General features: G+C 57.5%; 10 protein-coding genes. 3 read left to right on the top strand and 7 right to left on the bottom strand.

Annotated features, from left to right (window positions below; genetic code table 11):
* Positions 1–65 precede the first annotated feature (65 nt).
* On the top strand, positions 66–1562 hold the full coding sequence (locus ABYV26_RS12035) for a hypothetical protein (protein ID WP_372681290.1): 1497 nt from the start codon (positions 66–68) through the stop codon (positions 1560–1562).
* A 112-nt stretch (positions 1563–1674) separates the two neighbouring features.
* A complete protein-coding gene (locus ABYV26_RS12040; RefSeq protein ID WP_372681292.1) occupies positions 1675–2715 on the top strand; it encodes a zinc-dependent alcohol dehydrogenase family protein in 1041 nt (346 codons plus the stop codon).
* Positions 2716–2777: 62 nt separating this feature from the next.
* On the opposite strand, the gene ABYV26_RS12045 is transcribed toward ABYV26_RS12040, so the two are convergent.
* The 5 genes from ABYV26_RS12045 to ABYV26_RS12065 all read right to left on the bottom strand — a co-directional run bounded on the left by ABYV26_RS12045 (position 2778) and on the right by ABYV26_RS12065 (position 7440).
* The gene (locus tag ABYV26_RS12045; RefSeq protein WP_372681294.1) at positions 2778–3428 is read right to left on the bottom strand and encodes a cupin domain-containing protein; all 651 of its coding nucleotides are present in this window, start codon (positions 3426–3428) and stop codon (positions 2778–2780) included.
* A 112-nt stretch (positions 3429–3540) separates the two neighbouring features.
* Positions 3541–4707, bottom strand: a complete 1167-nt coding sequence (locus ABYV26_RS12050; RefSeq protein ID WP_372681296.1) for a pyruvate carboxyltransferase — start codon at positions 4705–4707, stop codon at positions 3541–3543.
* A 79-nt stretch (positions 4708–4786) separates the two neighbouring features.
* Positions 4787–5569, bottom strand: coding sequence for an enoyl-CoA hydratase-related protein (locus ABYV26_RS12055; protein ID WP_372681298.1), 783 nt, complete (start codon positions 5567–5569; stop codon positions 4787–4789).
* A gap of 36 nt (positions 5570–5605) precedes the next feature.
* Positions 5606–6754 carry an acyl-CoA dehydrogenase family protein gene (locus ABYV26_RS12060; protein ID WP_372681300.1) on the bottom strand — a complete coding sequence of 383 codons (1149 nt, stop codon included), beginning with the start codon at positions 6752–6754 and terminating at the stop codon, positions 5606–5608.
* Positions 6755–6846: 92 nt separating this feature from the next.
* Complete coding sequence (locus ABYV26_RS12065) at positions 6847–7440, bottom strand: TetR/AcrR family transcriptional regulator (RefSeq protein WP_372681301.1); 594 nt, start codon at positions 7438–7440, stop codon at positions 6847–6849.
* Between the two features lie 230 nt (positions 7441–7670).
* Between ABYV26_RS12065 and ABYV26_RS12070 the strand changes: the two genes are divergently transcribed.
* On the top strand, positions 7671–9671 hold the full coding sequence (locus tag ABYV26_RS12070; protein ID WP_372681303.1) for an FAD-dependent oxidoreductase: 2001 nt from the start codon (positions 7671–7673) through the stop codon (positions 9669–9671).
* A 63-nt stretch (positions 9672–9734) separates the two neighbouring features.
* Here the strand turns inward: ABYV26_RS12070 and ABYV26_RS12075 are convergent, their stop codons facing one another.
* A complete protein-coding gene (locus ABYV26_RS12075) occupies positions 9735–10871 on the bottom strand; it encodes an MFS transporter (protein ID WP_372681305.1) in 1137 nt (378 codons plus the stop codon).
* 89 nt (positions 10872–10960) lie between these two features.
* The coding region (locus ABYV26_RS12080) for a TolC family protein (RefSeq protein WP_372681307.1) at positions 10961–11208 on the bottom strand (248 nt) is incomplete at its 5' end.

An 11208-nucleotide genomic window follows, 5' to 3' on the forward strand; every position in this document is an offset into this window, starting at 1 on the left:
AGTCGATATAAAAATTGAGTCGTCAACTTTTTTGCAGGGTTAATTGAATAGAAAGTGGGGAAATAATGATTAATCAGAATGGTTTAATCAAATATCTCGTAATCAGCTTCGTTGCTGTTTTTTTCTTCTTCGGATGCAGCTCCGGCGGCGGTTCCGACGCGGGCGGCGGGGGTGGCGTCACGACTGGAAGCGGCGGCACCGTCATCACTTCACAGGGAACGCTGTCCCCTCCCGGCACACTGGGTGATCTGGTGGACATCGGCGATCTGGTGGGTGATGGGCAAAACTGGTATGAGACGCGGGTTATGGCACTAGGTGAAAATGACACCGTGGCAGGGCAGACGACGGGCGCCGGTGGTCCTGTCAAAGGGGCCTTTTTATGGGATGGGAACAGCATGACCTTTTTGGGCATCCATGGACAAGGTGGGATCGCTTCCGCGTTTGCTTACAATTACCAAGAGTGGTTGGACGACAACAACAAAGAGCTAAATCCTTTTAGATATAGTGAGGCGGTGGCCATCGGTCCCAACGGAGAAGTAATCTGCAATTCGACCACGGGCACCGGCTGGCCAGATGAAAATGAAAAACGCGCCTTCTATTGGAATGGCGTCACCCAGATCGATCTTCCGCCTGATGAATCCAATCCAGAGCAAGCCAAGCGCGGTCAATTTTCAGAGGCGTTCGATATCAATGCAGATATTATAACTTTCAGTAGAGAACAAGTGGAAAAGGGTGGCGATATCCTTGCTTTTGGATATGCAATAAATAGCGTTCCGCGACCCGCTTTCCCTGACTACGCTGCCGATGATATTTTTGGTCTAGCCCAAATTATCGGTGCCGGAATCGTGGAACCGGTGGCTATCAACAACAACAACGAAGCCATTACCAACTCCGTCGGTACAACCGTTGTGTTCGATGATATTATTTCCGCCGGTATTGCCGATTTGGGTGCGCTTGCCGAATTAACTGGTTTGGCAAGTGGGGAAGCGACCGTGGGGGCCGCTATCAATGATCATCCTGGTACCGGCTATGTGGCCGGGACAACGGGAGACAAGGCTTTTTTCTGGAACGGTGGGTCGATGGTATCTTGCGGCGACCTTGGCGGGGGCACTAGTGAAGCCACAGATCTGAACGACCCAATCGACCCGAATATCAAAGCCCAAGTAGTGGGCAATTCGACCACGGCCAGCGGCGACACCCACGCCTTCGTCTGGCAGCTTAACACCAGCGGCCAGGGTGTAATGACCGACCTGGGAACCTTGGGCGGAGCCAACAGTTGGGCCGTGGATATCAACAACAATGGCCTGATCGTGGGCAGTGCCGAAACCGGTGCAACAATTACTGTAGGTAACGTGACCTACAACGTCGTGCACGCCTGCGCATGGTATAACAACGTTATCTACGATTTGGGGATACACAGCGATTTTTACCCTTATGACATCTCGAATCCTTTCCCCTTCAGCGAAGCCGTCGCCGTGAATGACAACAACCGAATCGCCGGCAACTCCTACAGTCCCAATGCCCACTATCGCGGATTCGTTCTAGATGCGGTGCTCCCCTAAACGCGTGGCCGCTTTTTCATAAAAGGACATCCATACCCCGCGCTGAGCCGCGGGGTATCTTTTTTCTATCAGCCAAAAAAACCGCAACTGCCGATACGACAAGGACCAACCCATGCGCGCCGCCTATTACGAAACCTTCGAAGGCCCGGTCACCATAGAAAACCTGCCCGAACCCAACCCGCCGGAAGGCGGCGTGGTGATCAAGGTCGAAGCCACGGGACTGTGTTTGAGCGACTGGCACGGCTGGAAGGGGCACGACCCTGACATCCATCTGCCCCATGTTCCCGGCCACGAACTGGCCGGTGTGGTCCAAGCCATCGGAAAAGGGGTGGCAAACTGGAAACCCGGCGACCGCGTCACCCTGCCGTTTGTCTGCGGCTGCGGAGGATGCCCCCAGTGTCTGTCAGGCAACCAGCAGGTCTGTGACCGCCAGTTTCAGCCGGGCTTCACCGACTGGGGGGCTTTCGCCGAGTATGTGGCCATCCGCTATGCGGACGTCAACCTGGTGCGCCTGCCGGCATCCATGGATTTCGTCACCGCCGCCAGCCTCGGCTGCCGCTTCGTCACCGCTTTCCGCGCCATCACCGCCCAGGGTCGGGTCGGCGCCGGGCAATGGGTGGCCATTTTCGGCTGCGGCGGGGTCGGCCTGTCAGCCATCATGATTGCCAATGCCCTGGGCGCCCGGGTGGTGGCGGTTGACATTTTCGAGGACAAACTGGATATGGCGCGATCCGTGGGTGCGTCGGAGGCGGTCAACGCCCGGTCCGTGGAAAATGTGGTGGAAGCGGTTCGCCATTGTTCAGGCGGCGGTGCCCATGTGGCTGTGGATGCGCTCGGCAGCCCCCGGACCTGTTTCGATTCGATTGCCAGCCTGAGAAAACGGGGAAAACATATCCAGGTGGGCATTCTCAACACCGAGCATCGCCACCCGGCGGTTCCCATGGACCTCGTGGTCGCCCATGAATTGGAAATTTTGGGCAGCCACGGCATCCAGGCCTTCGAATACGGACGCGTGCTTGATATGATCGCCGCCGGCAAACTGCACCCGGAAAAGCTTATCGGTCAGACGGTGGGACTGGAAGAAGGGATTGCTCGATTGACCGTCATGGATCGATTCGAACAAACCGGCGTGACGGTAATCGATCACTTTTAAGTCACTGGGGCCATGCCGGTATTGATTATTCCGGAATGGCCCTTTTTTGTTTTTCTCCGGCGCTAACCGCCGTAGATCACAGCCAAAATCGTCGCTTTGCCCGCAGCGGCGGCAATCAGATGGGGGGTGGTGGACAGGTAGTAGGCGCTGTCCCCGGCTGTCAGATCGAAATGATCGTCCCCGATGTCCAAGGAAACGCTGCCGTCGAGCACGTAGATAAACTCTTCACCGTCGTGGACGGAGCGCTCCGTGTCCGCGGCCTCTTCCAGCTGGACGATCAGGGATTCCATGTGCCGACCCTTGACTTCCGGGGCGAGGCTCCGGTAGGTGTAGGCCTGTTTCTTTCCCTTCAGTGAGGTCGAGCGGGAAACGATGGTCTGCTCGCCTTTGCGCGTGATGGAATAAAGCTTCTCTCCCACACCGGACACCAGCCGGCCAAAGGCGCTGTCCAGGGCCTTGGACAGCTTGATCGCCGTCCCCAGCTGGGGCTGAACCTCGCAGTTTTCAATGCTGGACAAAAGCTCCACGTCAAAGCCTGTCATGTGGGACAGTTCGTCCAGGGAAAGGCCTTTGGCCTCGCGGATCGCCTTGATCCGCTGGCCGATGTCCTCCTGGCCACCCTCCGGCTGGCTGCAGGTGCCCTGCTTAATACGTCCGGTGAGGTCTTCGAAGTAGTCCACGTTGATGTGGGGTTTTTTTTGGCCTGTTTCCATGGCAATGCTCCTGGTTGAATAAATCATCCCGGTTTTTATGTGGGATCGGTATGGGGTGCAGTGGGCTGCTGGCCTATCGTGCTGCGTTTTCACCTACGGGTCAAGGCGGGGATCAGGGGCGATAACGCTCCGGCAGCACCGCCTTTTCCGCCCATTCGGCGGGCAGCTTCTGGCCGGGGGCCTCGCCCATCTTTTCCTTTAGCTTTTTTAATCCCGGCCGGGCAAATTTGGGATGTCCCTCCTTGAGTGTGCGCCCGTTGATTACGGCCTCACTTCTCAGGCGGTGGCCTACAGTGCGCTCCAGCTGGCGTCCCAGCCACAATACGCGATCCACATCGTAGCCGTGTTCAATACCCATCTCATCGATCTGCACCAGCATGTCTTCGAGGCAGGTCAACCCCACGTAGCGGGGATCTTCGTAATAGTATTCGCCGGTGCCCGGCACCGGGCAGTCGTCCAGGAAATTGGCCGGTTGACCGCCAAGGCCGCCCAAGGTTCCCTCGAAATGGCAGATACCTGCCTGAAGGGCCGCCAGCACCGAGGCCGACGCCACCCGCTTGGTTTCATGGAAGTGGGCGATGTGTACCGAGGTGTCGGGAATTTCGTCGAGAATCATGGAAAAATACCGGTACACGTTCGCTGCCGAGGCGCTGCCGTCGTGGTCGGCATGCTCGATGTCCGTGGCACCGATTGCCAGCCAGCGCTTGGTGAACTCCACCGCATCTTTCAATTCGGTGGCGCCTGCAATGGGACTGCCCCAGATGGTGCTGACGGTGCCGCACATCTGAAGACCGGCGTCACGGCACTTGCGGATGGCACTTTCACACTCTTTCCAGTATTCGGGCAGGGTCAGGCCGGAGTTGGCAAAATGGTGCTCCTCTTCGGTGGAGACCATCATCAGGCATCGATCCGGCCCGACGCCTTTTTTAGCCAGCTCGATGGCCCGGTCCACACCCGGCTCCCGAATGGTCACGGCGGTAATGGTGATGTCGTCCGGATCGATGCCCTTTTTTTTGCAGCGGCCGCGAAAGCGGTCGCTGCGCAGGTGGGCCAGGATCTGTTCCGCATCGCTGAACTGGGGCATCAGGTAGGGGTTGCCCAGGTTGGTCACCTCGATGTTGCGGCAACCGGCAAAGATCATCTCTTCAGCGTAAAAAATCTTGGCCCGGGTGGAGATAAATTTTTCCAGATGCTGGAACCCATCCCGCACGGTGATGTCACCCAACCTTACCTTTTTGGGCATTCTCGGAAAAACTTTCCAGTAATCATATTCGGTCATGCTGCCTCCTTATGCTATTCCTATGAGTGGATGGGCAACCCAAGCACCTGCCCACATGGGTATGTTCATCTGCACGCGTTCAACAGCCTTTGTAGACCGGCTTTCGCTTCTCCTTAAAGGCGGCCAGGCCCTCCAGCCGGTCCTGGGTGGGAATGCAGACCCAATAGGCGTTGGATTCGATGGCCAGGCCCGTGGACAGATCCGTTTCCATGCCGTAGTTGATGGCATATTTGGCCTGTTCGATAGCCACGGGGCCGGTTTCACAGATCTCAGCAGCCATTTGCCGGCAGGTGTCGATGAGGTTTTCAGGTGCGCAAACCTGGTTCACCAGTCCGATCCGCAGGGCCTCGGCCGCATCGAGGCGCTTGCCGGTAAAGATCAGTTCTTTGGCCTTTCCCTTGCCCACCAGGCGAGGCAGGCGCTGGGTACCGCCGGCGCCGGGGATGATGGCCAGCCGGGTTTCGGTGAGTCCCATGCTGGCGGTTTCCGAGGCGACGCGGATGTCCGAAGCCAGGGCCAGTTCGGTTCCGCCGCCCAAAGCCACGCCGTTGACCGCAGCGATCACCGGCTTGTTGAGCTGCTCAATGGTCGTGAACAGGTTGCGGATGGTAAAAATATACTCCTTGACCTGAATAGGCGACAGGGTGGCCCGCTCCTTGAGGTCCGCACCGGAGCAAAAGGCCCGATCGCCCGAGCCGGTGATAATGACCACGCGGACCTCGGGGTCAAAGCGGATGTCGTCGATTTTGGCGGCCAACGCATGCAGCAGCGCAAAATTAAAGGAATTCATCACCGCTGGCCGGTTCAAAGTGATGACGGTCACCCCGTCCTGGTGCTCAGTGAGCAGAATCGTGTCGTTCATGCAGCCCTCCCTGTAAGGACATGTGGATTGAAACGGTCAACATCCGATGTAGCGGGAAATGACGATGCGCTGGACCTCCGAGGTGCCTTCACCGATGTCCAATAGTTTCTGATCGCGGTAAAAGCGCTCTACGTCGTACTCTTTCATCAATCCGTATCCACCGTGAATTTGCACGGCATGGTCGGCCACCCGCCCCATGAGCTCCGAGCAATAGAGTTTGGCCATGGCGGCCTCTTTCTCGAACGGGCGCTTGTGATCCCGCAGCCAGCAGGCTTTGTAAAGCAGGTTGCGGCCGCATTCGATTTCCATGGCACTGTCCGCCAGCTTGAAGGCCACGGCCTGAAATTTGGAAATGGGCTGGCCGAACTGTTCTCGTTTTTGCGCATATTTCAGGGCCGCATCATAAGCCCCCTGGGCACCCCCCAGGCCCATGGCGGCGATGGATAGGCGGCCGCCGTCCAGGGTCTTGAGCATCTGGTGAAAGCCGTCACCCTGCTGGCCCAGGATGTTTGCCGCGGGTACCCGGACATCGTCGAAATAGAGCTCCGCCGTGTTGGAGGAACGCCACATCATCTTCTTTTTCATGGCCACGGCCTTGAACCCCCGGGTGCCGTTCTCCACGATAAAGCAGGTGTATTCCGGCTTGCCGTTGGGACGGGTGCCGGTGATGGCTTGCACCGTCACTCCCAGTGTCATGTCACTGGCCGCGTTGGTGATAAAAATTTTAGAGCCGTTGATGACCCACTCGTTGCCGTCACACACCGCCGTAGTCTTGGACCCGCCGGCGTCTGAACCGGCTGTGGGTTCAGTAAGCCCAAAACCCCACAACGCCTCGCCGTTGCACAGTTTGGGCAGGTATTTTTGTTTCTGTTCCTCGCTGCCAAAGTAGTAGAGCGGGCCGATGCCTAAGGAGTTTCCCGCCGCAATGGTGGCCGCCTGGGAGCCGTCCACCCGGGCAATCTCCTCCACAGCGATGATGTAGGAGATATAGTCCATGGCCTGACCCTCGTATGTTTCAGCGACAAACATGCCGAACAGGCCGATCTCGCCCATCTTTCGCGTGAGATCCGAAGAAAATTCCTCCGCTTCGTCGAGCTCCAGGGCCACCGGCGCGATCTCGCTCTGGGCGAACTTTCGAACCTCCTTGCGAATCATTTCCTGTTCTCTGGTCAAATCAAAATCCACGACGACCTCCTTTCCGCAGCAGCGGGGACGGCTTTACCGCACCGTATCGATGGGGCATCGGCCTTTTTCCGGTAACGGTGAAGATATCTTTTTCAGCATCCGTCAGGACATTCGAAGCGGCCCTGCTTCAATCCGCTGATAATAAAATTTTCGTAGATGTCGGCGATCTCATCCACCGTCAACCGCCCGTTGGGATTGTACCAGGTCGCACCGGCCGTACAAAGGGTCAAAATCGCATAGGAAAGGATCTTGACGTCCACATCGGCAAAAACCCCTTCTTCCGTACCCTGGTGAATGAGATCCTGAAAAATCGATTCGTATTCATCCCGCTTGTTGACGATGGAGCGATAATGCTCGACGGTCAGCCCCCGCAACTCTGCGTTGGCAATGAAGTTTTCCTTCTGCCGTTCCAGATGAAAACACACATGGCTGCGCACCGCCGCCCGCATCCGCTGTTCAATGCCCTGGGCGGCCGCCAGCCCCCGCTTCAAGGCACTGGTCAGATCTTCCATGGTGGACTTTAATATATGAAACAGCAGATCTTCTTTGCTGGCGTAGTGATAATAGATGCTGGCCTTTTGGATGCCGCTACCACCGGCGATGTCGCTGATACTGGTGGCAAAATATCCTTTTTTGAAAAAGAGATCGATGCATACGGATTTTATGGTCGCTTTCATGTCGGCCATAAAGCTGCGTCTCCAGGGGTAACGGGCAATTACCGGTGATCAGCCAACGGGAATGAATCAACATCAGAAAAGCTTACCGACCGGTCGTTAGGTATAGGGTCTTTTATCCACTCGTCGGCAGATTGTCAAGACTAAACAGAAGACAGCAGGAGATGTGAAGCCTTACTGTCCTTGACAGGTGCACCGGAAAATGGTTAATGCGAAAAACTTAAAATCAGGAGAAGAAAAAAATGAAGGATCCCCTCTTTCAGCCCATCACCATCAACCGACTTGTGGTCAAGAACCGGATCTACCTACCCGCCATGCACCTGGGCATGGCCGTGGATTTCCGGGTGACCGATCAGTTGACAGGCTTTTATGCCGAGCGGGCCAAAGGCGGCGTGGGCATGATCTGCGTGGGCTATGCAACCGTGGATGAACTGTCCGGCAATACCCAAAACATCGGCGCCCACGACGACGCCTTCCTTCCCGGCCTTGCCCGGCTGGCGGCAACCATCAAGGAAAACGGTGCCCGCAGTGCCGTCCAACTCAACCATGCGGGCCGCTACAACTTCTCCTTCTTTCTGGAGGGCAGGCAGCCGGTGGCACCCTCTGCCGTTGCCTCGCGCATGACCGGGGAAACCCCCAGAGAATTAACCGAGGCGGAGATCAGGCAGACCATCGACGCTTTTGCCGCGGCCGCCTTGCGGGTAAAAACCGCCGGGTTCGACGCCGTTGAAGTGCTCTGCGGGACCGGCTACCTGATCAGTGAATTTCTTTCTCCACTCACCAATCAGCGCACTGACCAGTATGGCGGCGGCCTGGAAAACCGCATGCGCTTCGGACTGGAAGTGATGGCTGCCGTGCGCCATGCCGTCGGCGACGACTACCCGTTGATCGTGCGCATGAACGGCAATGATTTTATGCCTGGCGGCAACGGCCGACTGGAACTTCAGGCATTTGCCAAGGCGCTGGCGGCCGGTCCTGCCGATGCACTGTGTATCAACGTGGGCTGGCACGAGGCTCGTGTCCCCCAGATTGTCACCGCAGTCCCCCGGGGGGTCTTTGCCTACCTGGCCAAGGGCATCCGTGAACAAGTGGATGTGCCGGTGATCGCCAGCCACCGCATCAACGATCCGGCCACGGCCCGCGAAATGATCGCCGACGACATTTGCGACATGGTAGCCATGGGTCGCAGCCTGATTGCCGATCCATGGCTTCCGGAAAAGGCCCGCCAGCGTCAAGAAGACGATATCGTCCACTGTATTGCCTGCGCCCAGGGGTGCTTTGATCACCTATTTCAGCTCAAGCACGTCGAGTGTATGTGCAATCCCCGGGCTGGTCACGAAACCGCCGCGACAACCGAGAAGGCATCACCGGCGAAGAAAGTGATGGTGGTGGGTGGCGGCCCGGCGGGCATGAGTGCCGCCCTTGCCGCCCACGAAAGGGGACACCAGGTAACGCTGTTCGAATCGGCCGACCGTCTGGGTGGGCAGCTTTTCCTGGCCGCAGCCCCGCCCGGACGATCCGAATTTGCCTCGCTGGCGCGGGATCTGGCACGGCAGGTGGCATTGGCGGGATTTCCGGTGCGGCTCAATTGCGCGGTAGATAAAGCGCTGATCAGGGATGAAGCCCCCGATGCAGTGATCCTGGCCACCGGCGCAATACCCCTTTCCCCGCCCATTTCAGGCAGTAGCCTTCGCCACGTCGTTCAAGCCTGGGACGTGTTGGCGAACCGGGCGACAACCGGCCGGCGCGTGGTGGTTGTCGGTGGGGGGGCGGTCGGCGTAGAGACCGCTCTCTTCCTGGCCGAAAAGGGAACCCTTTCCGCCGAAGGCATCAAGTTCCTGCTGGTGAACCGTGCCGAAGACCCGGAGACGCTGTTCGAAATGGCCACCCGGGGCACCCGGCAGGTGACTCTGGTGGAAATGCTGGACAAGGTGGGAAGGGACATTGGCAAGTCCACGCGCTGGGGGATGATGCAGGAGTTGTCCCGTATCGGCGTGACCACGGTCACTCGGGCAAAGGTGACCCAGATAACCGCAGAGGGCCTGAAGATCGAGAAAGACGGACAGGTTGAAACGATCGAAGCGGACACAGTGGTGATCGCCGCCGGAGCCGAATCCTACAATCCGCTAGCGGCGGTAGTCGAAGAACTGGGCGTCCCCTTTACCACCGCCGGAGATGCCGGCAGGGTGGCCCTGGCCTTCGATGCCGTCCACCAGGGGTTCCGGGCGGGGATGGAGATATAAGGGGATGGAGATATAAACGGTGTACGCTACCATTTTCTATTTTAGCGAATCGGTTGATGTTTTTTACTTCGGTGATGTGCGGATCTGCTGGACGGCGGTCAAGGATATAAGGGCCATGACGGCCCCGGCGATGAAGGGGATGCGATAGTCGATGATCCAGAAATAACCGCCGATGGCCGGCAGAAAAACGGCGGCGATGTGGTTGATGGTAAACCCCACAGCCATGGTCGGCGCCACATCGCCTGGATCGCCCACTTTCTGGAAAAACGTGTTGATGGCCATCCCGAAGTTAAAAAAGATATGGTCGAGAATGTACAGCCCGCCGGCCACCCATTTTGAATCGGTGAAGGCGTATGCAAGGAATACGGCCATCAGGCTGGCGTATTCGAGGGAAAGCACCTTGCGTTCGCCGAAACGGATAATTGCCCGGCCGATCGTGGGGCTGAGAAAATAGTTGATGGCATTGTTAAGCACAAACAGAACGGTCACCGCCTGGACCGAATAGCCGAATTTTTGGACCAGCAGCAGCACTGAAAAAGCCATGAAAATCTGACGTCGAGCGCCGGCCATGAAGGTAAGAAAATAGAAGAGGCTGTAACGCTTTCGGAAAATCATCCGCTTGCGCTGGGGAACCATGTCCGCGCTGGTGGGCCTGCGGGTGAACCCCCAAAGGGCCATGGCCATGATGAGCCCCCCGATGATCATGTACATGCGCGTGAAGTCCAATGTGGACGCCATGAAAAAAATAAACACCCCCACGACAATGCTTGACGCTGCAGAAATGCTGCGCAGTTTTCCGAACACCCACGGCGAGGTGTGTTTGTCAAAATATTGGAGGGTGAGGGACATGTTGGTGGTTTCGAAGTAGTGAAACCCGAAGCTCATCACCACTGTCGTAAGGGCCAGCCCCCCAAAGGAAGGGAACCACCCCGAGGCCAAGATGCCAAGGCCCAGCAGCAAGATGGATAAGGCGGAAAGCCGGTGTTCCGGAATAAGACGAATAATTAAAACCGCCAGTAAGGCCAGAAACCCGGGAATCTCGCGGATGGATTGGATGATGCCGATGCCGTCGCCATCCAAGCGGGCCACCTCGACGGCAAAGTTGTTGAACAGGGTCGTCCAAGCCTGAAGGCCCACCGTCGAAGCAATGGTGAGCACCACCAAATAGAGGTACATGGGGTTTTTTTTAAGGTGGTTCATGTCGGCGGCGACTCTCCATGCGTCAACCCAGTCTGCGACGGGTGGACCGATCTACCACCAATGGGAACCTGAGGCAAGTGCGCACACCGCTATTGGGGTGTTTCGGAAATGCCGTATGTGGCCAGGACATTGCCCGTTCGGGTTTCAAGCTCCACCCAGGCCTGGCGCAGGCCGACCAGAGCCAGGGCCAGATTGCTCTGGGCCGTGGTCAAATCTTTCTGGGCCTCGTTGAGGCGAACCAGAGACCCTTGTCCGGCGTTGTATTCCTTTTCAACCAAATCCCGGGTACGTTGCACCAAATCGACATTTTCACGCTGGAGCGCTACCTGGGTCTGGG

Source organism: Desulfosarcina sp. (assembly GCF_041551955.1).
Taxonomy (GTDB): domain Bacteria; phylum Desulfobacterota; class Desulfobacteria; order Desulfobacterales; family Desulfosarcinaceae; genus Desulfosarcina.

What these genes read in the sequence shown, in the direction of transcription:
- ABYV26_RS12045 (WP_372681294.1), bottom strand. Translation starts at nt 3,428, where the DNA reads ATGGAAACAGGCCAAAAAAAACCCCACATCAACGTGGACTACTTCGAA.
- ABYV26_RS12070 (WP_372681303.1), top strand. Translation starts at nt 7,671, where the DNA reads ATGAAGGATCCCCTCTTTCAGCCCATCACCATCAACCGACTTGTGGTC.
- ABYV26_RS12055 (WP_372681298.1), bottom strand. Translation starts at nt 5,569, where the DNA reads ATGAACGACACGATTCTGCTCACTGAGCACCAGGACGGGGTGACCGTC.
- ABYV26_RS12035 (WP_372681290.1), top strand. Translation starts at nt 66, where the DNA reads ATGATTAATCAGAATGGTTTAATCAAATATCTCGTAATCAGCTTCGTT.
- ABYV26_RS12040 (WP_372681292.1), top strand. Translation starts at nt 1,675, where the DNA reads ATGCGCGCCGCCTATTACGAAACCTTCGAAGGCCCGGTCACCATAGAA.
- ABYV26_RS12050 (WP_372681296.1), bottom strand. Translation starts at nt 4,707, where the DNA reads ATGACCGAATATGATTACTGGAAAGTTTTTCCGAGAATGCCCAAAAAG.
- ABYV26_RS12075 (WP_372681305.1), bottom strand. Translation starts at nt 10,871, where the DNA reads ATGAACCACCTTAAAAAAAACCCCATGTACCTCTATTTGGTGGTGCTC.
- ABYV26_RS12065 (WP_372681301.1), bottom strand. Translation starts at nt 7,440, where the DNA reads ATGGCCGACATGAAAGCGACCATAAAATCCGTATGCATCGATCTCTTT.